Raw genomic sequence first — 19,788 nt, 5'->3', positions numbered from 1 at the left:
ATGCAGTTTCCGGGAGTTTCCCGGGGGGCGACAACGCGTTATCTTGGTCTTGTCCGGGCAGGCCCGGGCCTGCCCGGTTTCCCGCGGGAGACAAGGAGACGGCCATGCCTGTTACCAGACTGAAGGAATTCCTCGACCGAGAGAACGTCAAGTACGTCACCATCGGCCATTCGCCCGCCTTCACCGCCCAGGAGATCGCCGAACGGGCGCACATCCCCGGCAAGGAGCTGGCCAAGACGGTGATGGTGAAGATCGACGGCGAACTGGCGATGATCGTGGTGCCGGCCTCGGACCACGTGAAGCTTGTGCATCTGACGGAGGCGCTGGGCGCCGACGAGGTGGAACTCGCCGGCGAATACGAGTTCAAGGAACGCTTCCCGGACTGCGAGACCGGGGCGATGCCGCCCTTCGGCAACCTCTACGACATGAAGGTGTTCGTTTCGGCGGCACTCCGGGAGGACGACGAGATCGCCTTCAACGCCGGCTCCCACAGCGAACTGATCCGCATGGCTTACGCGGATTTCGAGCGGCTGGTGAATCCGACGCCGCTGGCGGCGTAACGGCCGTAGGAGGGCCTTCAGGCCCGATTGTTCAAGGGATCGGGGCTAAAGCCCCTCCTACAGGGTGTTCGGGTCTATCTCCACCAGTATCTCGTTGCGGCGCAGGAACGGCGGCATGAACGGCGCGTTGTAGGCGGCGGACTGCGGTGTGCCGACGATCTCGATGCCGTCGCGCTCGAGTGCGCGGAGCAGGATGGCCGTGTGTTTCTCGAAGTTGGACGCGGTCCAGCGCCCCGAGTAGCGGTGCACGGCCATGCTGCGTGCGGGGATCTCCCGGATGGTCACCCGTTCGTCCTCAGGCACGGGCAGCGTCTCCCGGGTGTACTTGCGCTCCATCACGAACTGGTAGCGGTAGCGCTCCGCCCCGGCCACGCGCTCGGAGATCACCGGCACGGTCATGTTCATCTTCACGCTCTCGGCGGGCTCGCGGGTGACCGGCGCGGTCATGGACATCTTCTCCGACGCCTGGTTGTCGCCGAAGATGTAGCCCGCCAGGATGCGGAAGCCCTTGCTGCCGCTCTCGCCGTAATCGCCCTCCACGACCGTCTCGGCCACCAGATAGGGCTGGTAGGCGCGGATCTCGTACTCCTCGCGCTCGGCGAGCACCCGGTATTCCGGTTCCTCGTACGCCATGGCAGTCCCCGTCAGCATCAAAGAAACGACGGCAGTGATTATGGCAACGGCTGGACGCATGCAGAACCTCACTTGGCATGTAGGAGGGCCTTCAGGCCCGATCCGATATCGATTGGATATTGATTAGATATAATTCGCCAAAACAACAAGAACGGAGGCACCCATGCCCAGAATCCCTCGCGATCGCGACAACGATTATTCGGAAGAGGCGGTACGGAGCCGTCGGGACTTCATCGAGGAGCAGACCGGCACCCGCCTCGACCATCTCGGACACTACTCCCTGGATCCCGCCACCGTGCGGGGCAACGTCGAGAACTTCACCGGCGTCGCGCAGATGCCCGTCGGTTTCGCCGGCCCGCTGCTGGTGAACGGCGAATACGCCGAGGGCGAGTTCTACGTGCCCATGGCCACCACCGAGGGCACGCTGGTGGCGAGCTACAACCGGGGCATGAGCCTCACCCGGGAGGCGGGCGGCATCACCACCACCATCGCCGACGACGCCATGCAGCGCGCGCCGGTGTTCCTGTTCCCCAGTGCGCGGGAAGCCCGGGCCTTCGGCGAGTGGGTGTCGGAGAACTTCGCCGGCATCAAGGCAGCGGCGGAGGCCACGACGAGCATAGGCACGCTGCGCGACATCGAGCAGTATGCGGCCAGCCGCATGCTCTATCTGCGCTTCAATTACACCACCGGCGACGCGGCCGGCCAGAACATGGCGGGCAAGGCCACGCTGGCCGCCTGTCACTGGATCATCGAGAACTACGGCCGCGTGGAGTACTACCTGTCGGGCAACATGGACACCGACAAGAAGCACTCGGCACTCAACTCGCTGCGCAGCCGTGGCAAGCGGGTGATCGCCGAGGTGACCGTGCCGGATGCGCTGCTTCGTGACCGCATGCGGGTCTCGGCGGAACAGTTGCACGCAACGCGTCGGGTATCCCAACTCGGCGCGCTCATGGCCGGTGCCGTCTCCAACGGCGTGCACCCGGCAAACGGCATCGCCGCCACCTTCATCGCCACCGGGCAGGACGAGGCGAACGTGGCGGAGTCCCACGCCGCGTTCACCTACGCCGAGGTCACCCGCACCGGCGACTATTACTACTCCATCACGCTGCCGTCGCTGATCGTCGCCAGCTACGGCGGCGGCACCGGGCTCGCCACCCAGCGCGAGTGCCTCGAATCGCTGGGCTGCTACGGTCCCGGCAAGGCCCGCAAGCTGGCCGAGATCATCGCCGCAACCGTGCTCTGCGGCGAGCTGTCCCTGGGCGCCGCGGTGATTGCCGAGGAATGGGTCAGCAGCCACGAAAACTACGGCAGAAATCGATGAAAGCATTCCGTCCATCAGGCTGAGCCTGTCTTTTCCATCGGCAGAAACGGCTTGCGGGTGCTGCCGGGCCCCGTAGGATGCGGCGTCAGATTCCCCCCTGCTCAACACTTTCGCGAGGCAACAAGCCATGAAGAAAACGAGTCGCGTCCTGGCCGGTGCCGGGATCTCCCTGCTGCTCTCTGCGCCCGCCTGGGCCGCCGGCGGATCCGCCGAATGGGGCTATTCAGGCAAGACCGGCCCCGAGAACTGGGGCGACCTGTCCGAAGCCTACGAGGTCTGCAAGAAGGGTCTGATGCAGTCCCCCATCGATCTGGGCCAGTCCGGTGCCGTCGGCGACCTGGAGGTCTCCGTGGATTGGGAGGCGGCGCCTCTCAACATGTTCAACAACGGCAAGACCGTGCAGGCGAACTTCGGCAAGGGCTCCTACATGACCAGCGGCGGCAAGGTGTTCGCGCTGGTGCAGGTGCACTTCCACACGCCCAGCGAGCACACCATGGGCGGTGAGCACTATCCGCTGGTCGCGCACTTCGTGCATGCCACCGACAAGGGCGAGCTCGGCGTGCTGGGAATCCTGTTCGAGGAAGGCGAGGCGAATGCCGAGCTGCAGAAGCTCATCGACAACGCCGGCAAGGTCGGCGCCGACGCCGAGGACATCAAGGGCGCCTCCTTCGACCCCAACGGCATGCTGCCGGACGAACTCGAGGTGTTCCGCTACATGGGTTCCCTGACCACACCGCCGTGCTCCGAGGGCGTGAACTGGCACGTGGTCGAGGACACCGTCGAGGCCAGCGCCGCCCAGATCGCGGCCATGGAAGGCTTCATGGGCGACAACGCCCGTCCCGTGCTGCCGCTGAACGGCCGTCTGCTGGTGGCTCCGGAATAGCCGTCAGCCTGCATCGAGTCCCCCAGGTCGGTATACCGGCCGTCTACTCCGCAGGGATAGCGGAGCCGGTCGCGGGACGGCAGCCCTGCCGTCCCGCACCGGATTTTTGATTCCCGGGGGGGCAGCAGACGGCTCCGGCGCCTGAGTCACTGTCCCCGCCTCCCGAAGCTGTATTCATCTGTCAGCTGCTTTCATGAACCGAATAATCATTCTGTTCCTGCTGCTGCCCGCCATGGCGGCCGCCAATACCAGCAACGTCTTCAGCCCGGACGTCGATGACGGCGAGCGGGAAGCCGAATACCGCGTGAGCTTCGTGCCGGAGGACGGACCGGCGCCCGAGGTGTTCTCCCACCGGCTCCACTATCAGCAGGCTTTCAACGACAGCTGGCGCGCCCGCATTCTTGCCTTCCAGCGCAGCGTAGGCGGCGACACGCTTGATCTCGGCTATACGCGCCTGGAGGTGCAGTGGCAGTACCTGGAAGACCAGGACGCGGGCTGGGACGCGGCGTTGCGCTTCGAGGCCCAGGCCGGCGACGAAGGGCCGAACCGGTTCCGCGTGGGCTGGACCGGCAAGCTGGACCTCGACGGCGGCTGGCAGTTGCGCGCGAACGCGCTGGTGGCGCGCCAGACCGGTGCCGGGGCCGCGCCGGGGCTGCTGCTGGAGACCCGCTCGCAGGTGACCCGCACCATCGGCAACGGCATGCGCCTGGGCGTGGAGATGTTCAACGACCTGAACACCACGGCGGATACCGGCAGTTTCGATGAGCAGGAACACCAGGTCGGCCCGGTGCTGAAGGCAAAGATCGGCGGCGACTGGTCGCTGCTCGCGAGCTATCTCTTCGGCGTCTCCGACGCCGCCGACGACGGCGACTTCCGTCTCTTCGTGATCCGCGGTTTCTGAATCAGACAGCCCCGTAGTCGCCGGCAGCCTCCCGCACCTCGCCCAGCAGGACGGCGGCCGCCGGCGTCATGGGCCGCTCCGTCGGCGTCACCAGACTCGCGTTGCGGCGCACGGTGGGCCGGTCGACCGGCAGGATGTGCACGCCCCAGGTCTCCTTCGCCAGCCGGCTCGTGACCAGCGCCGGCGAGGTCATCAGCAGGAAGTCGTTGGCGGCCAGCAGCTTCATGCCGATGCGGTAGGCGTCGGAGCCGATGAAGCGGGTCGGCGGCTGCAGGCCGGCGGCCACGAAGGTCTCGGTGATCACGTCGACGTCCGACGGACGGGAGTAGGGCACCACCCACGTATAGTCGGCGAGATCCGCGAGGCTTACTTCGCGCTTCTGCGCCAGCGGATGGCCGGGGCGGCAGGCCACGACGTCGTTCGCCGAATAGATCACCTCGGCGCGAAAATCGTCCCGTAGCGCGAAGTCCGCGACGCCGACGGCCACGAAGTCGAACTCGCCGTCGTACAGCCGCTCCAGGATCTGCTCTGAATAGCCCTCGATGAGGTTGATGCGCAGCTTCGGCCGCGCCGCATGCAGGCGGCTTACCGCCGGCGCGATGATGTCACCGGCGAAGGTCTCGCCGATGCCCACCGTCACCGTGCCGGTCTCCGCGTCCGCGAGGCTCCTCAGTGCCTCGCGCGCGCGCCGGTCCGCCGCGATCTGTGAGCGGGCGTGGGTCACCAGCGCCTGGCCGTAGGCGGTCAGCCTGGTGATGCCGCCGGGACCGCGGTCGAACAGCCGCACGTCGAGCTCCTTCTCCAGCCCGGACAGGCTTGCCGACAGCGCCTGCTGGGTGAGGCCGAGTTCCCGTGCGGCGGCGGCGAGCGTGCCGTGATCGACCACCGCGAGAAACCGCTCGAGCTGCCTTAGTTCCATGGAGGCACCCGGTAGGAGGGCCTTCAGGCCCGACCCGGTCTGACGAATCGGGCCTGAAGGCCCTCCCACAAAGGCAAACCCTCCCACAAAGGCAAGCCCTCCCACATGGCGATTAGTGCATCTCCTCGCCGCCGCTCACGTTCAGCGCCTCGCCGGTGATGAATGCCGCGTCGTCCGAGGCGAGGAACGCGGTCGCCGCTGCGGTGTCCTCGGGCAGGCCGACGCGGCCCAGCGGGATGCGGCTACGGAGCCCGGCACGGTACTCCTCCACCGTCTGGCCGCGGTACTTCGCGAAGTACTCGTTCTGCTTCTTGCCCAGCCCGGTGGTGACGTGGTTCGGGCACACGGCGTTCACGGTGATGCCGTCGCCGGCGTAATCAATCGCTGCCGTGCGCGTCAGGCCCACCATGCCGTGCTTGGAAGCCACATACGGCGCCATGTGCGGGAAGCCGGACTTGGCCGCCTGGCTGGCGATGTTGATGATGCGCCCGCCGTCGCCCCGGGCGCGCATCTGCGCCGCGGCGATGCGGGTGCACAGGAACGCACCGGTCAGGTTCACGTCCAGCACCAGCTTCCACTCCTCCAGGGTGAGGTCGGCGGTGTGCCTCATCATGTAGCCGACGCCGGCGTTGTTCACCAGGATGTCGAGGCGTCCGAAGGCCTCCACGGTGCCGTCCACCAGTGCCTGTACCTGGGTCTCGTCGCGCACGTCGCAGGGCAGCGCCACCGCCTCGGCGCCGGCCTCGCGCAGCCCCGCGGCCACCGCTTCCATCTCCTCGGTGGTGCCGATGTTGCCGCTGTCGAGGCCCTCGTCGGGGCGGCCGAGGTCGGTGACCACCACCTTGCAGCCCTCGGCGGCGAGACGGCGCAGGATGCCCTCGCCCAGACCCTCCCGGCGACCCGAGCCCGTGCAGACGGCGACCTTGCCTTGCAGTCCCCGCATCACGCCACCTCCTCGCTGAGCATGAATACCGGGTTATCGGCGAAGCTGCGGAACTCGCTCGCCACCTTCTGCATGGTCTCGGTGGCCACTTCGCTCGCGAACCCGGCCATGTCGCTCACGCGGATCATCTCCACGTACTGGTAGGGCGCCGGCGCGTCGGAGCCGAGCACGCCGGTGGTGCGGTAGACGTCGAAGCCGTCGGTGGTGGCGAGGCTGCGCACCGTCGGCAGGTCGGTTTCGGCGGCCCAGCGCTCGTAGGCGGCCGGGTCGGCGTCCGGCTTCAGGTTGAACAGCACGATGATGGTGGTGGCGGGTGTCGGCATGGCTTCGGCTCCGGGGACAATACTCCAAGCCTCTTATACAAAAAGATTTTGTGTTTGACAACATAAAGCCAATTTCGAGAAAATCCGGGATCGCTCAGCAGAGGACGCCAAGCATGATCCAGCCACAGCCTCATGACCTGCAGCCCGCCACCACCCGCGACGAGCGGGCCCGGCAGGAATTCGTCTCCGGGCTGCGCCGGCACGTGCTTACCCGCCTGGCGGGACACATGCGGGCCGAATACGACGAAGAGGTGCTGCCCGCGTTCGAGCGCGAGCACGGCCGTCCTCCGGTCGACGGTCCGGAGGTGCACAAGGCCATGCGCGGGACGCGTGCATTCCGCTTCTACAGCGCCGTGCGCACGAACGCCCAGGAGATGGTGTTCGCCTCGGTCATTCCGGGCGTGGAGCGCCGCATCGCGGAGTTGGCCGACCAGGCCCGCGCGCTGCGCGAGGACGATGACCGGGCCGGCGGCTCGCTCACCCTCGACCCGGCCTTCGAGGTGCCCCGCAATGTGACGGAGATCGACGTGCATCTCGCGCCGGGCAGCTACCACGCCGAGTACGGCGACGACGACGTCGCGGCCGGCGCCCTCTACGACCACTCCATCAACGTGTTCGCCTTCGGCCAGTTCGGCCGCGAACTCGACGACATCGGCCAGACCCTGTCCAACTACATCCGGCTGAAGTACCCGGAGTTCCGTCCCGAACGCATCCTCGATTGCGGCTGCACGATCGGCCACAACACGCTGCCCTGGGTGCGGACATTCCCGGAGGCCGAGGTGCACGGCATCGACGTCGCCCCGGGCGTGCTGCGGTATGCGAGCGCGCGGGCGAAGAGCCTGGGCGTGCCCGTGCACTTCCGCCAGATGGACGCGACCAGGCTCGACTACCCGGACGCGAGCTTCGACGTGGTGTTCTCCTCCATGTTCCTGCACGAGCTGCCTTTGCGCGACATCCGCGCCTTCTTCCGCGAGGCGTACCGGGTGCTGAAGCCGGGCGGCGTGCTGTGGAACATGGAGCTGCCGCCGAACTCCCGCATGGCGCCTTACGAGAGCTTCTATCTGGACTGGGACAGCTATTACAACAACGAGCCTTTCTACAAACCGTTCCGCGACCAGGACTACCAGGGGCTGTGCACCGGCGCCGGATTCGCGGCGGAGGACTTCATCGAGGCCACCCTGCCGCGTTACAGTTTCGTCGGCGAGGCCGCCTTCCGCGAGGGCGTGGACCAGCCCGCCCTGTTCGACAGCCAGACCGGCCGCATGGACCCGAAGGGCACGCGCTGGTACGCATTCGGCGCCTGGAAGCCCGCCTGAGCCGCGCCCCAGCGCGCGAGAGGAGAAAGACATGTCTGCAGAATTACCCCGCATGGCCCGCGGCCGTCGCAACCGCTTCTTCGAGGCCGAGGGCGTCGACGAGCTTCTGAGCATGGTGATGGAGCTCACCGCCGAGGTGGCAACGCTGCGCGAGCGGCTCTACGTCACCGAGCGCGTGCTCGAGCAGAACGGCCTTCCCGTGGGGGAGGGCATCGAGCGCTACGAGGTCAGGGACGAAGACGACGCCTGGCTCACCGCCGAACGCGAGCGGCTGCTCTCCACCGTGCTGCGCACGGTCGAGTCCGGCAGCCGCGACGCTCGCGAAGCGGCGCCGGCCGGCGAAGAGAGCGGCAACAAGGGAGACTCCACCGGAGACTCGAAACCGGTCCGCGCCGCGTGACGGCGCCCCGTCCCGCGTGAGCGCCGGCGACACCGCCTATCCCACCCTTTTCAGCCCGGTCGAGATCGGCGGGCTGCGCCTGCGCAACCGGCTGGCCCACGCCTCCATCCTCACGAAGTTCGTCCGCGACGGCGAGCCCACCGAACAATTCATCAACTACCACGGCGCCCGCGCCCGGGGCGGCACCGGCCTGATCGTCACCGAGCCCGTCGCCATGACTTCGGTGAACCGCGTGCCATACCGGCTGCGGGTCTGGGATGACCAGGCGTACGACGCGCTGGCGCGTGTCGCGGAAGCCGTGGAAGGGGCCGACACCCGGCTGCTGGGGCAGGTGCAGGACTCGGGCCGCGGCCGTCATGCCGTCGGCCGCAACGAGGGCGCCGTAGGCGCATCGGCGCTGCCGGACGACCTCAGCTGGACGGTGCCGCGGGTGCTCACGGCGGACGAGATCCGGCAGATGATCGACGAGTGGGCCGAGGGCTCGGCGCGGCTCAAGCGCGCCGGCTGGTCCGGCGTCGAAATCTCCGCCGGCCACGGTCATCTCTTCCACCAGTTCCTCTCCGCCTGGTCCAACCGCCGGGAGGACGAATTCGGCGGTGACCTCGCCGGCCGCGCCCGCTTCCTCACCGAGCTGATCGCGGCCATCCGCGCCGCCTGCGGACGGCCCTTCATCATCGGCGTCAAACTGCCCGGCGACGACGGCGTGCCCGGCAGCATCGACCTCGAAGAGGCGCGGCGCATCTCGGAGATCGTGGCCGCCACCGGCGCGGTGGACTACTGGACCTGGGCCTGGGGCGCGCATGCCAACTCGCTCTGGCGCCACCTGCCGGATGCCCACGGCGAGCGCCATCCGTATCTCGGCCACATCCGCGAGCTGAGACAGGTGGCACCGCAGATCCCTGCCGGCGCCATTGGCTACATCACCGACCCGAACGAGTGCGAGCGTGCGCTCACCGATGGCACCGCCGATCTGGTCTTCCTCGGCCGCCCGCTGATCACCGATCCCGCCTTCGGCACCAAGGCCGAGCATGGCCGCGAGGCCGAAATCCGCTACTGCGTCTCCTGCAACACCTGCTGGCGCACCATCATCGAGGGCGGCCGGCTGGAGTGCGACAACAACCCCCGGGTGGGCACGCCGGATGAGGCCGCCTGGAGGCCGACACCGGCGAAGCGCCCGCAGCACGTCGTCATCGTCGGCGGTGGCATCGCCGGCATGGAGGCGGCCCACACCGCGGCCCGGCGGGGCCACCGGGTGACCCTGTTCTCGGCCTCCGACGAGCCCGGCGGCAAGACGCGGCTGCACGCGGAGCTGCCCGGCGGCGAGAACCTCTCCAGCATCTACGACTACCAGTACCTGGCCGGCAAGGCCGCCGGCGTGCGCTACGAGACGGGCGTGCTCGCCGGGGCCGACGACGTCCTGAGCCTGCAGCCCGACCACGTGCTGCTCGCCACCGGTTCCCGCATGGCGGTGCCGGACTTCGTGCCGGCGGCATTCGCCGAGGACGACCTGGTGCCGGATCTGCGCACCCTGGCCCGCGACATGCTGGAGCGCTCCGGCCGGGAACCCGGCCGTATCGTCCTCGTGGACCGGGACCACACCGAGATGACCTACGCGGCCGCCGAACTCTTCGCCGAGCGCTTCGAGCGCGTGACGCTGGTCACGCCCCGCGAGCGCATCGCCGCCGACTGCTCGCTGATCAACCGGCAGGGTATCTATCACCGCCTGCTCGCGAAGGGCGTCGAGATACTCACCAGCGTCGAGCCCCGGGATCTGGACCTGCTGGAGGAGGGCGCGCTCGGCCTGGTGAACGTCTGGAGCGGCGCGAAAAGCGGGGTGGAGGACGTCATCGCCATCACTTACGCGAATGCCCGCGTCCCGGACGATGCCCTGCGCGCGCCGCTGGAAGCCGCCGGCGTCACCGTCGAGTGCATCGGCGACGCCCGCGCCCCCCGCGGCGTGCTGGCGGCGACGAGAGAAGGTTACGAGGTAGCGATGCTAATCTAACGTAGGAGGGCCTGGTAGGAGGGCCTTCAGGCCCGATCCATTAAAAATCGGGGATAAATCCCCTCCTACAATGTCTAAAAACTCATGTTCCGCATTCACCTCATCCCCGCCCTCCTGCTCGCCGCCGGCCTCGCCCACGCCGGCCAGATCTACCACTGGGTGGATGAGGACGGCGTCGCCCACTACAGCCAGACCCCGCCGGCCGAGGCAGCCGTTCCGGTGGAGACCCGCGAAATCACCACGTCCACCCCGGACGACTACGACCCCGACGACTACGAGTATTCGGTGATGAACCAGGCCGCACGCATCCACGCCGAGTGGGCCGCGCTCGCGGAGGAGCGGGCAAAGGAACAGGAAGCGCGGCGCGAGGCCCGGCGGGCAGCGCAGGAGCATCTCGCACACGAGTCCTACGAACGCCGGGAAGACCGCTACGGCTGGCGCTACGGCCGCGAGGTCTACTACCCGGTGGTGCATCCCCGCCCGCCGCACCGGCCGGGCCACAAGGTGCGCCGCCACCAGTCCCGGCAACTGGGCGAACTCGGCCTCTGGCGCGAACCGCCGGCCTACAGCATCAACTCCACCCGCCACTGGCAGCGCGTCCAGCAGACCCGCTCGCTGGCACTCCCGTAATACCGCAGGTAGGAGGCCCTTCAGGCCCGACCCCCGCATGACGGCCGCGAGAGAAGGGGGGCCGGTCGGAAGAGATCGGGCCTGAAGGTCCTCCTGCGTGCCCATCGAGGTTCCTGATGCATCGCTTCCTCTACATGTTCGGGCTCATCCTCGCCGGCGAGGCCGTGTTCGCGCTGCCATTCCACATCGCGCGGTTCTTCCGGCCGGCGGTGCTGGACGTCTTCCAGCTCACCAACACCGAGCTCGGCGCGGCGCAGGGCGTGTACGGCATCCTCGCGATGCTGGCTTATTTCCCCGGCGGGCCGCTGGCGGACCGTTTCCCCGCGCGCAAGCTGCTCGCTTTTTCGCTCTGGTCCACGGCGGCCGGCGGTCTGTACATGGCGACCATCCCCGGCTACACGGGCGCGCTCGTGCTGTGGGGCTTCTTCGGCATCACCACCATCCTGTTCTTCTGGGCGGCGCTGATCCGGGCGACGCGGGACTGGGGCGGCAGCGACGAACAGGGCCGCGCCTACGGCCTGCTGGACGGCGGCCGCGGCCTGCTGGCGGCGGCGCTGGCTTCGGTCGCCGTCGCCTTCTTCGGCCTCGTGTTCCCGGAGGGCACGGGCGCCGTCACTTTCGAGGAACGCAAGGCCGCCCTCGTCACGGTGATCCATGGCTACACTCTGGTCACCGCGCTGGCCGGTGTGTTCGTCTGGTTCGTCATCCGGGACGCTCATCCGTCCGAGGAGCCGGACCTCGAACGCTGGCGGCCGGCGGAGGAGGGCCTCCGCCACCACATCGCCCGCGTGCTGGCCATGCCCGCCGTCTGGCTGCAGGCGCTGATCGTGGTGTGCGCCTACGTCGCCTACAAGGGCTTCGACAACTATTCCCTGTATGCCGTGGAGGTCTACGGCATGAGCGACGTGGATGCCGCCCGCATCGCCGCCATCGGTGCCTGGATGCGGCCGGTGGCCGCGGTCGCGGCAGGTTTCCTCGGTGACCGCTACGGCGTCGCCCGGATGACCGTCGCCTGTTTCGTGCTGCTGCTCGCCTCCTACCTGTTCCTCGCCTTCGACACGCCCGTGGCCGGCGCGACCTGGGTGCTGCTCGGCAACGTGCTGGCCACCTCGGCGGCCATGTTCGGCCTGCGGGCCCTGTACTTCGCGCTGTTCGAGGAGGCGAAGGTGCCGGACGCGCTGACGGGCACCGCCGTGGGGCTGGTCTCGGTGATCGGCTTCACGCCCGACGTCTTCGTCGGCGTCGTCGGCGGGCTGCTGCTCGATGCCTCGCCCGGCCTCGCCGGTCACCGGCACTACTTCCTGTTCCTTGCGGCCTTCGCGGCCATCGGGCTCGCGGCGAGCTACACGCTTTTCCGCCGCCTGCATCCGGGCCGGCCGAGCCCCGGTTTGGAATCCCGCGGCGAAGGCGCCTAGAATGACGGCATCCCCATCAGCGCGTCAGGTCGCGCCTGAGAACATAATGCCCGTGTGACGTCGATGGACGGTGTAGCGGACGCCCCGCGCGACCCTGGCTGCGTAAAGGTCACAGTACTTTGGCGCAGAGCACCGACTCCGGCGACGAACTCGTCGATGAAATCGTCGACGAATACGTATCCGACTACGAGGTCGGGCAGGACAACGTCCAGCCCCTCGGCCTCGATTTCCATAATCCCGTCTTCGCGATTTCCGCCGTCTCGGTAATCGTCTTCGTGGTCTTCACGCTGTCCTTCCCGGAGCTGGCGAAGCACTGGTTCGGCGACCTGCGGCCCTGGCTGACCACCCGGTTCGACTGGTTCTTCATGGCCGCGGGCAATTTTTTCGTGCTGTTCTGCATCGCGCTGATCGTGCTGCCGGTGGGCAAGGTGCGCATCGGCGGGCCCGACGCCGAGCCCATGTACTCCTACGTCTCCTGGGTGTCCATGCTGTTCGCCGCCGGTATCGGCATCGGCATCATGTTCTACGCCGTGCTGGAGCCGATGAACCACCTGCTCACGCCGCCACTCGGTATGGAGGGGCTCAGCGAGGATGCACGGCGGGAGCTCGCGATGGCCGCCACGGTGTTCCACTGGGCCATCCATCCGTGGGCCGTGTACGGCATCGTCGGGCTCGCGCTCGCCTTCTTCGCCTACAACAAGGGCCTGCCGCTGATCGTGCGCTCTGCCATGTATCCCATCTTCGGCGAGCGCGTTTGGGGCTGGCCCGGCCACGTCATCGACGTGCTCGCCGTCTTCGCCACCCTGTTCGGGCTGGCCACCTCGCTCGGCTACGGCGCCGAGCAATCCGCCGGCGGGCTCGCCTACCTGTTCGGCATCTCGGAGGGCCACGTGGTGAAGCTCACCATCATCGTGGTCATCACCATCATGGCACTCGTCTCGGTGCTGCGCGGCCTGGACGGCGGCATCAAGGTCCTCTCCGAGAGCAACATGGCAATGGCCGCCGTGCTCGGGTTGTTCGTGCTGCTGGTCGGCCCGACGCTGGGTAGCCTGGGCGCCATCGTGGATAACACGCTCGCCTATTTCCGCTACATGCCGGCGCTGTCCAACTGGGTGGGCCGTGAAGACATGTACTACATGCACGACTGGACCACGTTCTACTGGTCCTGGTGGATCGCGTTCTCGCCCTTCGTCGGCATGTTCATCGCCCGCATCTCATCGGGCCGCACGGTGCGTGAGTTCCTGCTGGTGTCCATCCTCGCACCGTCATTCATCTTCATCGTCTGGATGACCGTCTTCGGCAATGCCGCCATGGACCAGTACTTCCTGCAGGGCTACGAGGGCGTCGTCGACACGGTCAGGAACTTCCAGCCGGAGCTGTCGCTGTTCCTGTTCCTGGCCGAATACCCGCTGGCGACGCTGACCTCGGGTATCGGCATCCTGCTGGTCCTGATCTTCTTCGTCACGTCGATGGACTCCGGCGCGCTGGTGGTGGATACCATGACCGCCGGCGGCAAGATCGACGCGCCCATCGCCCAGCGCGTGTTCTGGTGTGTGTTCCTCGGGCTGATCGGCATCGCGCTCATGGAGGGCGGCGGGCTGTCCTCGCTACAGGCACTGGCGCTGGCCACCGGCTTCCCGTTCGGCATCGTGATCCTGCTGATGTCGGTGAGTCTCTACAAGGGCCTCGCGGCGGAGGTGAAGCTGCTGGAGGCGCAGGCAGAGGCCGAGACGGAGCAGGCGGAAGGGGAGAAGGCCGGATGACGGAGAAACTGTATCGGCATATCGGCGTGCCGGTGGACCTGGCGCACCGGGACAAGCTCGGCAAGGCGCTCACCACCGCGACGGAACTGGCGAAGTGCTACGGAGCGCGGGTGACGCTGGTGGCGGTGACCGGTCCCGCGCCGGGGGAGGCCGCCCACAACCCGAAGGAGTTTCGCGCGAAGCTTGATGCCTTCGCCGCCGAGCTGGGTGAGACATCCGGCGTGGAGGTGGACGCGCAGGCCGAGGTCATCGGCGATCCGGTCGCCGACCTGGACAAGGCACTCGACAGCCAGTTCCACGAGCTCGGCGTGGACCTGGTGGTCATGGCCTCCCACGTGCCCGGCTTCCGCGAATACATCTTCCACTCCAATGCCGGCTTCCTGGCTTCCCACACGGATCTGTCGGTCTTCGTGGTACGAGGGTAGGAGGGCCTTCAGGCCCGATTGAAAAATGGATCGGGGCTAAAGCCCCTCCTACTAGCCCCTCCTACGAGCCCCTCCTACATGATGGATATCGCTTGCGTTTAGCGCGCGCATGCGCCATTATGCCGGGGCGATCCAAGAGTTCTGGCCTGCCTTACGACTACCCGTCCGGTCCTCGGACGGCTTCTTGAGACTACCCATTGCGACCGGATTGTTCGTCACCGCACCCGATTTGCGTGCGGCACTACTGTTATTGGAGGCCAGAATGGCTACAGGTACTGTGAAATGGTTTGACCCCGCCAAGGGTTTTGGATTCATCCAGCCGGAAGACGGCTCGAAAGACGTGTTCGTACACGTCACCGCGGTTCACGCTGCAGGCATGGACACGCTGTCCGAAGGCCAGCGCGTGAACTTCGAGCTGGTCACCGAGCGCGGTAAGACCGCGGCCGGCAACCTGCAGGCGGCGTAACGCCACCTAGATGTAGGAGGGCCTTCAGGCCCGATTCCTGGATCCGGAAACGGCCCCGCGAGGGGCCGTTTTTCGTTACATTCTCTCTATCTCCGCACAGCGGGGGTAGAAGGCGACGTACCCCGCAATCGGCGCTACCTCGTCGTAGACCGCCGGGTAGAACCAGGCCACATCCTCTCCGTCCGCTGCGTAGTAGTGCGCCTCGCCCTTGAACGGGCAGCTGGTACGCGTGTCGCTGGCCGCCAGTTTCTCGGTGGCCACATCCTCGGGCGGGAAATACAGCACGCGGTCGTAGCCGGTTTCGTCCAGTGCCAGCACGCTTGTGCTGTCGGCCACCCGTACGCCGTCCACCGCCACCTTCCAGCGGCCCCGTGTCTCGGTAATCTCGATGCGATGGTCCGGCGCGCGTTCCGCGCCCGGCGACGGTCCCAATGTGCTCCGGTCCATGGCGACCCCGCGGTTCCGGTTTATCCGCACTCGAGCATACCGCACGGCCGCGCGCCATACACCGTTTGCCCGGCACCGTGTGCTAGACACCGTGGGTGCTAATTGGGAGACTCGTTCGCATCCAGGGGCGGATCAGGAGCACGCGGGATGACGGCATTGTCGAAACTGGCAGGGGTATTGGTTCTGGTTGCCGCAGGGGGGCTGTCTGCCACGCCGCCGGCTGGTGCCGCGGACGGCGTCCTCGACCGGGTCGCCGAGAGCGGGGAATTCCGCATCGGTTATGCCACCGGCTCGCCGCCGCTGTCCTTCAATGATGCCGACGGCAAGCCCGCCGGCTATTCCATCGAGCTGTGCCGCCACATCGGCCGGACGCTGCAGCGCGAGCTAGGCCTGCCGAAACTCGAGTTCACGTTCGTGCCGCTGGTCTCCATGCAGGACCGCCTGAACGCCGTGGAGCAGGGCGACGTCGACATCGAGTGCGGCGCCACCACCGTGACGCTGTCGCGGCGCGAGCGGGTCGACTTCACGCTGATGACGTTTATCACCGGCAGCGCGGTGCTGTCCCGCAAGGCCGCGCCCATCGGCAGTGCCGCCGATCTCGCCGACAAGGTGATCGCCGTGATGCCGGACACCACCACCGAGGCCGTGCTGCGGGAGTTCGCCGAGGTGAACGAGACCGGCCTGAAGCTGGCGCTGGTGGAGACCCACGGCGAGGGCATGTCGCTGCTGAACGCCGGCAAAGTGGACGGCTTCGCTTCCGACCGCGCCATGCTGATCGGCCAGGTCTTCACCGACGGGAATGCCCGCAACGAGTACGAGATGACCCGCAGCGTGCTCTCCTTCGAACCCTACGCGCTGATGGTCCCGCGGGGCGACACGCGCTTCCGTCTGGCCGCCGACCGCGCACTCGCGGACCTGTACCGCTCGGCCCGCATCCGGCGCCTCTACCAGGACTGGTTCGGCCGCTACGGCGAGCCGCTCTCGCCGATCGTGGAGGCCATGTACCAGTTCCAGGCCGTAGGCGAATAAGATGTAGGAGGGCCTTCAGGCCCGATCGTGTGTTGAATCGGGGCTGAAGCCCCTCCTACAAGCCCCTCCTACAAGCCCCCCTACATTGTTCCTATTCGGTGTAGTCGCGGCGATAGAGGCGGTTCTCGCTGCAGTCGGAGATGCCTTCGAACAGTTCGTCCGCCGCCCCGCCCTCGTCACTGCCGAGGAATTCCTTGGCGGCGCTCCACGTCGCGAGGTCCGGATAGGTATCGACGAACAGGAAGATGTCTGCATTGCCGACGACCGAACGGACGACGCTGCTGCGGATCTTGCCCTTGCCGATCTCCTTGCTGACCATCGCCAGCCATTTCGAATTGGCCGCCTGGACCTCCTCGATGGTCTTGCCTTCCTCGAGTTTGCAGGTCCAGACCTCCTCGTAAGCGGTCTCGGCGTAAGCAGCCATGCCGAGGCACGTCAGAGCGCCCGCGAACGTCACACGCGTCAAGAGTCTCTTCATGGTAGCTCCCCTTCGGGTTTATGGTTGTTATGAACTGGCGGAGTATAGTCCACCCGTATGAGTTTCGTGCTCGAAAGTCTCCGCGCCGACCGGAAAGCCTTCCTCGTCCCGGGCGACCTCATCAAGACGGGCGATCTGACCGGCACCGTGCGCTCCGTTCCTATCCGCACCGCGGATGCCTGCGACGGCCGAGTTTGCCGTCGGCGTGGGCTACGACGTGAAGGCATCGTGCTGGCGCGCACTGCGCGGGGCGGGTATGACTTTCAGCACCGACGTCACGACCGCCGTCGATATCCGCTCGGCACCACCCGTCGAAGTCCATGGAGGCAATTCATGAAGCTCTGGCAACGACTCCTCATAGCCCTCGTCGCGATGTTCGCGGCGAGCCTGATCGTCGGGTTCGTCTGGGCCCGCGTCTTCGAGCCTGCCATGCCGCCCTATCTTAGCGGCGTCGTCGGCGGCCTGGCGGCCCTGGCCGCCTGGGAACTCCTGAGAAAACGAGGGTAGGAGGGCCTGGCAGGAGGGGCTCGTAGGAGGGGCTTCAGCCCCGATGCATTAACCAATCGGGGCTAAAGCCCCTCCTACATCCTAGAAGGTCTGGCCCAGGAACAGGTACGCCGACCTCCGGTCATCCTCGCCCATGCCCCAGCCGAGGTAGAGCGGCCCCAGCAGCGTGTCCATCACCACGAAGACGCTGCCGGCGGTGAGGGTATTCGCGAAGCTCGCGTCGTCGCCGCTCTCCCACACGTTGCCGGCCTCCAGCGACGCGCCGAGGTAGACCGGCGTACCGAGGCCCGGCAGAGACTCGTCACCGAGGCGGCGGTAATAGACGAGCCGGGCGATGCCGCGGTGCTTGCCGCGCAGCTCGTCGATGGCGTAGCCGGACAGGCTGAACAGCCCGCCCAGCGTGAACGGCTGCACGCCTGCCGTCTCGTCGCGGAAGGTGCTGTCCAGATTCCACCAGTTCAGGAGCGTGTTGCGCCCCCAGGTATAGGGTTTCAGCAGGAAAAAGCTGGCCACGTCGAACTCGCCATCCGAGCCCAGACTCTCCCGGGAGCCGTTCCAGCCGAGCGCCATCAGCGTGCCGTGGCGCGGAATGTCCACCTGGTCGACCGTGTCCCAGGCGAACTCGGCAATCAGCAGCCCGAGGTCGCCTTCGCCTTCCTCGAGAGCAGGATCGCCGATACGCAGGGACTCGTCGCTGCGCGAGCGCGACACGCCGACGCGCAGCTCGCCCCAGTTGCCGAGCTGCCGCCCGCCCTCCAGCGCCACGATGGCCTCGCTGGCGTCGAGGCGCGCGACCTGCGCGCCCTCGTCGAACAGAGCCCGCGCCGTTCGCCTGAGCTCCACCCGCGGGTTCACGAACCAGCGCGAGCGGTAGTCCAGCGGCTGGAAGAACTCGGCGAACAGGCGGGGCGACTTGCCGATCTGCAGCTCGGTGCGGAATTCGCCGCCCAGCGGGTTGAGCTCCATCATCGTCAGCCGGGCCGCGGCGTTGTAGTTGCTGCCGCCCTCGAAGTCGTCCTCCAGATTCAGGCCGAAACGCAGGTAATTCGGTCCCCAGTTCTTGCCCGTGCTCTCGATCTCCAGCGTGGTCAGCGTGCCTTCCTCGCGCACGTCCCAGGTCACCGTCTCGAAGGTATCCAGCGCGTAGATCTCTGCGATGTCGCGTTCGAGGGCAGCCACGTCCAGCGGCCCGCCGGTGAAATCGTCCAGCCGTGCCTCCACCGCCTTCGGCGACAGCCCGGAGCGGTTCTTCACCCGCACCCGGTCGATCACCGGCGGCTCGCCCCGCCTTGCCGTCACCTGTGCTTTCCATGCCTGGAAATCGGCTTCCGGTACAGACAGGCGCGCCAGCTGGTCCGCCTGCGCGGCCGCCGCCTGTCGGCCGATCTCCATCGCCTCGGCGAGCTGGTCGAAGGCCTGGGAGCCGAGGGTGCCGAGCTCCGGCTCGATGTGGATGTCGTCTTCGCCCAGCAGGCGCAGCTGGTCCTCTGCACGGCTGTTGATCAATATCGTGAGCATCTGGCGCGTGATCGCGAGAGCGGAGCCGAGCTCGGACTCCGGCTGCAGCGGAAAGCCCAGATCCACGGCGATGATCACGTCCGGCTGCATCTCGCGCATGACCTCGATGGGCAGGTTGCTCGCGATGCCGCCGTCCACCAGCAGGCGGCCCCGTTCACGCTCGGGCCGGAAGATGCCGGGCACCGCCATGCTGGCGTGCATGGCCGAAACGAGGTCGCCGGAGTCGAACACCACCATCTCGCCGGTGGCGATGTCGGTGGCGACCGCGCGGAAGGGTATGGGCAGCGCGTCGAAATCCGTCACTGCGGTCACCGGCAGCGTCAGCCGGCGCAGCTCGAGGTCGAGGTTCTGGCCCTGCACCAGCCCGCCCGGCAGCAGCAGGCCGGTCCTGTCCACGCCCAGATCGAAGTCGACCAGAAAGCCCAGGTCGTCGGACTTGCGACGGAACGAGCGCTGCGAGCGGGGCGGACGGTCGGTGAGTAGCACGTTCCAGTCGGCCGTCTCCACGACCCGGACCAGATCGTCCGCGCTCATGCCCGAGGCATACAGGCCGCCGATCACGGCACCCATGCTGGTGCCGGCCACGTAGTCCACCGGTACGTTCAGCTCCTCCAGTACCCGGATGACGCCCACGTGCGCCCCGCCCCGGGCGCCGCCGCCGCTCAACACCAGTCCGACGGTGGGGCGGGGCAGGGCGTCGTGGGCTGCGAGCAGCGCCGCGAGAGCGAGTGCCGCAAGCGAACGCCACGCGCCCCGGCGCGGCGGCCGGCATGAGCGGTGTCGGTGGAAGGATCGGTGTTCCATCGCCAGCGGACCGTGCAGGTGCTCCAAACCGGTCAACTGTGGCCGAAGCTTCCCGCGATTGCCATCCGCACTCGGCGCAGAATGTAGGAGGGGCTTTAG

The 19,788-nt window shown here is 67.3% G+C and carries 21 protein-coding genes; 14 read left to right on the top strand and 7 right to left on the bottom strand.

Features of this window, described 5'->3' with window-relative positions; all coding sequences use genetic code 11:
- The first annotated feature begins 104 nt into the window (after window positions 1-104).
- Entirely contained in the window at window positions 105-560 is a 456-nt protein-coding gene (locus ACJMKX_RS14750) for an aminoacyl-tRNA deacylase (RefSeq protein ID WP_405227055.1), read from the top strand.
- A 57-nt stretch (window positions 561-617) separates the two neighbouring features.
- Here ACJMKX_RS14750 and ACJMKX_RS14745 read toward each other — a convergent pair whose 3' ends face one another.
- Window positions 618-1,193 (bottom strand): SOUL family heme-binding protein, encoded by a 576-nt coding sequence (locus ACJMKX_RS14745; protein WP_405227052.1) that lies wholly within the window; start codon window positions 1,191-1,193, stop codon window positions 618-620.
- Between the two features lie 163 nt (window positions 1,194-1,356).
- On the opposite strand from ACJMKX_RS14745, the gene ACJMKX_RS14740 reads away from it, so the two are divergent.
- The 3 genes from ACJMKX_RS14740 to ACJMKX_RS14730 all read left to right on the top strand — a co-directional run bounded on the left by ACJMKX_RS14740 (window position 1,357) and on the right by ACJMKX_RS14730 (window position 4,301).
- Window positions 1,357-2,517: a hydroxymethylglutaryl-CoA reductase gene (locus tag ACJMKX_RS14740; protein ID WP_405227050.1), complete on the top strand. Its 1,161-nt coding sequence runs from the start codon at window positions 1,357-1,359 to the stop codon at window positions 2,515-2,517.
- A gap of 127 nt (window positions 2,518-2,644) precedes the next feature.
- Window positions 2,645-3,400: a carbonic anhydrase gene (locus ACJMKX_RS14735; RefSeq protein ID WP_405227047.1), complete on the top strand. Its 756-nt coding sequence runs from the start codon at window positions 2,645-2,647 to the stop codon at window positions 3,398-3,400.
- Window positions 3,401-3,593: 193 nt separating this feature from the next.
- Window positions 3,594-4,301, top strand: coding sequence for a transporter (locus ACJMKX_RS14730; RefSeq protein WP_405227044.1), 708 nt, complete (start codon window positions 3,594-3,596; stop codon window positions 4,299-4,301).
- A 1-nt stretch (window position 4,302) separates the two neighbouring features.
- On the opposite strand, the gene ACJMKX_RS14725 is transcribed toward ACJMKX_RS14730, so the two are convergent.
- The 3 genes from ACJMKX_RS14725 to ACJMKX_RS14715 form a co-directional block, all read right to left on the bottom strand.
- On the bottom strand, window positions 4,303-5,220 hold the full coding sequence (locus ACJMKX_RS14725; protein ID WP_405227041.1) for a LysR family transcriptional regulator: 918 nt from the start codon (window positions 5,218-5,220) through the stop codon (window positions 4,303-4,305).
- A 112-nt stretch (window positions 5,221-5,332) separates the two neighbouring features.
- Window positions 5,333-6,163 carry an SDR family NAD(P)-dependent oxidoreductase gene (locus tag ACJMKX_RS14720; protein WP_405227038.1) on the bottom strand — a complete coding sequence of 277 codons (831 nt, stop codon included), beginning with the start codon at window positions 6,161-6,163 and terminating at the stop codon, window positions 5,333-5,335.
- Window positions 6,163-6,486, bottom strand: a complete 324-nt coding sequence (locus ACJMKX_RS14715; RefSeq protein WP_405227035.1) for an REDY-like protein HapK — start codon at window positions 6,484-6,486, stop codon at window positions 6,163-6,165. Before ACJMKX_RS14715 ends, ACJMKX_RS14720 begins: the two co-directional genes overlap by 1 nt.
- 113 nt (window positions 6,487-6,599) lie before the next feature.
- Between ACJMKX_RS14715 and ACJMKX_RS14710 the strand changes: the two genes are divergently transcribed.
- From ACJMKX_RS14710 to ACJMKX_RS14675, 8 genes are all read left to right on the top strand, one after another.
- Window positions 6,600-7,802, top strand: coding sequence for a class I SAM-dependent methyltransferase (locus ACJMKX_RS14710; protein ID WP_405227032.1), 1,203 nt, complete (start codon window positions 6,600-6,602; stop codon window positions 7,800-7,802).
- 31 nt (window positions 7,803-7,833) lie between these two features.
- On the top strand, window positions 7,834-8,202 hold the full coding sequence (locus tag ACJMKX_RS14705) for a hypothetical protein (RefSeq protein ID WP_405227029.1): 369 nt from the start codon (window positions 7,834-7,836) through the stop codon (window positions 8,200-8,202).
- Between the two features lie 16 nt (window positions 8,203-8,218).
- Entirely contained in the window at window positions 8,219-10,207 is a 1,989-nt protein-coding gene (locus ACJMKX_RS14700; protein WP_405227026.1) for an FAD-dependent oxidoreductase, read from the top strand.
- 84 nt (window positions 10,208-10,291) lie between these two features.
- A complete protein-coding gene (locus ACJMKX_RS14695) occupies window positions 10,292-10,837 on the top strand; it encodes a DUF4124 domain-containing protein (RefSeq protein WP_405227023.1) in 546 nt (181 codons plus the stop codon).
- A 116-nt stretch (window positions 10,838-10,953) separates the two neighbouring features.
- On the top strand, window positions 10,954-12,252 hold the full coding sequence (locus ACJMKX_RS14690; protein WP_405227020.1) for an MFS transporter: 1,299 nt from the start codon (window positions 10,954-10,956) through the stop codon (window positions 12,250-12,252).
- Between the two features lie 119 nt (window positions 12,253-12,371).
- A complete protein-coding gene (locus tag ACJMKX_RS14685; protein WP_405227017.1) occupies window positions 12,372-14,015 on the top strand; it encodes a BCCT family transporter in 1,644 nt (547 codons plus the stop codon).
- Complete coding sequence (locus ACJMKX_RS14680; protein WP_405227014.1) at window positions 14,012-14,440, top strand: universal stress protein; 429 nt, start codon at window positions 14,012-14,014, stop codon at window positions 14,438-14,440. Before ACJMKX_RS14685 ends, ACJMKX_RS14680 begins: the two co-directional genes overlap by 4 nt.
- 262 nt (window positions 14,441-14,702) lie before the next feature.
- The gene (locus tag ACJMKX_RS14675) at window positions 14,703-14,906 is read left to right on the top strand and encodes a cold-shock protein (protein WP_405227234.1); all 204 of its coding nucleotides are present in this window, start codon (window positions 14,703-14,705) and stop codon (window positions 14,904-14,906) included.
- 75 nt (window positions 14,907-14,981) lie between these two features.
- Here the strand turns inward: ACJMKX_RS14675 and ACJMKX_RS14670 are convergent, their stop codons facing one another.
- On the bottom strand, window positions 14,982-15,353 hold the full coding sequence (locus ACJMKX_RS14670) for a DUF427 domain-containing protein (protein WP_405227011.1): 372 nt from the start codon (window positions 15,351-15,353) through the stop codon (window positions 14,982-14,984).
- Window positions 15,354-15,500: 147 nt separating this feature from the next.
- On the opposite strand from ACJMKX_RS14670, the gene ACJMKX_RS14665 reads away from it, so the two are divergent.
- Entirely contained in the window at window positions 15,501-16,382 is an 882-nt protein-coding gene (locus tag ACJMKX_RS14665) for an amino acid ABC transporter substrate-binding protein (RefSeq protein WP_405227008.1), read from the top strand.
- Between the two features lie 91 nt (window positions 16,383-16,473).
- Here ACJMKX_RS14665 and ACJMKX_RS14660 read toward each other — a convergent pair whose 3' ends face one another.
- Entirely contained in the window at window positions 16,474-16,860 is a 387-nt protein-coding gene (locus ACJMKX_RS14660; RefSeq protein ID WP_405227005.1) for a hypothetical protein, read from the bottom strand.
- 57 nt (window positions 16,861-16,917) lie between these two features.
- Between ACJMKX_RS14660 and ACJMKX_RS14655 the strand changes: the two genes are divergently transcribed.
- Entirely contained in the window at window positions 16,918-17,367 is a 450-nt protein-coding gene (locus ACJMKX_RS14655) for a hypothetical protein (protein ID WP_405227002.1), read from the top strand.
- An 81-nt stretch (window positions 17,368-17,448) separates the two neighbouring features.
- Here ACJMKX_RS14655 and ACJMKX_RS14650 read toward each other — a convergent pair whose 3' ends face one another.
- Window positions 17,449-19,725, bottom strand: coding sequence for a patatin-like phospholipase family protein (locus ACJMKX_RS14650; protein ID WP_405226999.1), 2,277 nt, complete (start codon window positions 19,723-19,725; stop codon window positions 17,449-17,451).
- Window positions 19,726-19,788 lie beyond the last annotated feature (63 nt).

This window comes from Lentisalinibacter sediminis (assembly GCF_040706615.1).
Classification (GTDB): domain Bacteria; phylum Pseudomonadota; class Gammaproteobacteria; order Steroidobacterales; family Woeseiaceae; genus Lentisalinibacter; species Lentisalinibacter sediminis.
Note: the sequence above shows the minus strand (reverse complement) of the source record. Positions and strands in the feature narration are given on the sequence as shown.

Excerpts from the sequence above, each read along its gene's own strand:
- ACJMKX_RS14715 (WP_405227035.1), bottom strand. The coding sequence starts at position 6,486 with ATGCCGACACCCGCCACCACCATCATCGTGCTGTTCAACCTGAAGCCG.
- ACJMKX_RS14730 (WP_405227044.1), top strand. The coding sequence starts at position 3,594 with ATGAACCGAATAATCATTCTGTTCCTGCTGCTGCCCGCCATGGCGGCC.
- ACJMKX_RS14660 (WP_405227005.1), bottom strand. The coding sequence starts at position 16,860 with ATGAAGAGACTCTTGACGCGTGTGACGTTCGCGGGCGCTCTGACGTGC.
- ACJMKX_RS14670 (WP_405227011.1), bottom strand. The coding sequence starts at position 15,353 with ATGGACCGGAGCACATTGGGACCGTCGCCGGGCGCGGAACGCGCGCCG.
- ACJMKX_RS14750 (WP_405227055.1), top strand. The coding sequence starts at position 105 with ATGCCTGTTACCAGACTGAAGGAATTCCTCGACCGAGAGAACGTCAAG.
- ACJMKX_RS14675 (WP_405227234.1), top strand. The coding sequence starts at position 14,703 with ATGGCTACAGGTACTGTGAAATGGTTTGACCCCGCCAAGGGTTTTGGA.
- ACJMKX_RS14690 (WP_405227020.1), top strand. The coding sequence starts at position 10,954 with ATGCATCGCTTCCTCTACATGTTCGGGCTCATCCTCGCCGGCGAGGCC.
- ACJMKX_RS14695 (WP_405227023.1), top strand. The coding sequence starts at position 10,292 with ATGTTCCGCATTCACCTCATCCCCGCCCTCCTGCTCGCCGCCGGCCTC.
- ACJMKX_RS14655 (WP_405227002.1), top strand. The coding sequence starts at position 16,918 with ATGAGTTTCGTGCTCGAAAGTCTCCGCGCCGACCGGAAAGCCTTCCTC.
- ACJMKX_RS14665 (WP_405227008.1), top strand. The coding sequence starts at position 15,501 with ATGACGGCATTGTCGAAACTGGCAGGGGTATTGGTTCTGGTTGCCGCA.
- ACJMKX_RS14735 (WP_405227047.1), top strand. The coding sequence starts at position 2,645 with ATGAAGAAAACGAGTCGCGTCCTGGCCGGTGCCGGGATCTCCCTGCTG.
- ACJMKX_RS14705 (WP_405227029.1), top strand. The coding sequence starts at position 7,834 with ATGTCTGCAGAATTACCCCGCATGGCCCGCGGCCGTCGCAACCGCTTC.
- ACJMKX_RS14680 (WP_405227014.1), top strand. The coding sequence starts at position 14,012 with ATGACGGAGAAACTGTATCGGCATATCGGCGTGCCGGTGGACCTGGCG.
- ACJMKX_RS14725 (WP_405227041.1), bottom strand. The coding sequence starts at position 5,220 with ATGGAACTAAGGCAGCTCGAGCGGTTTCTCGCGGTGGTCGATCACGGC.
- ACJMKX_RS14745 (WP_405227052.1), bottom strand. The coding sequence starts at position 1,193 with ATGGCGTACGAGGAACCGGAATACCGGGTGCTCGCCGAGCGCGAGGAG.
- ACJMKX_RS14740 (WP_405227050.1), top strand. The coding sequence starts at position 1,357 with ATGCCCAGAATCCCTCGCGATCGCGACAACGATTATTCGGAAGAGGCG.
- ACJMKX_RS14720 (WP_405227038.1), bottom strand. The coding sequence starts at position 6,163 with ATGCGGGGACTGCAAGGCAAGGTCGCCGTCTGCACGGGCTCGGGTCGC.
- ACJMKX_RS14710 (WP_405227032.1), top strand. The coding sequence starts at position 6,600 with ATGATCCAGCCACAGCCTCATGACCTGCAGCCCGCCACCACCCGCGAC.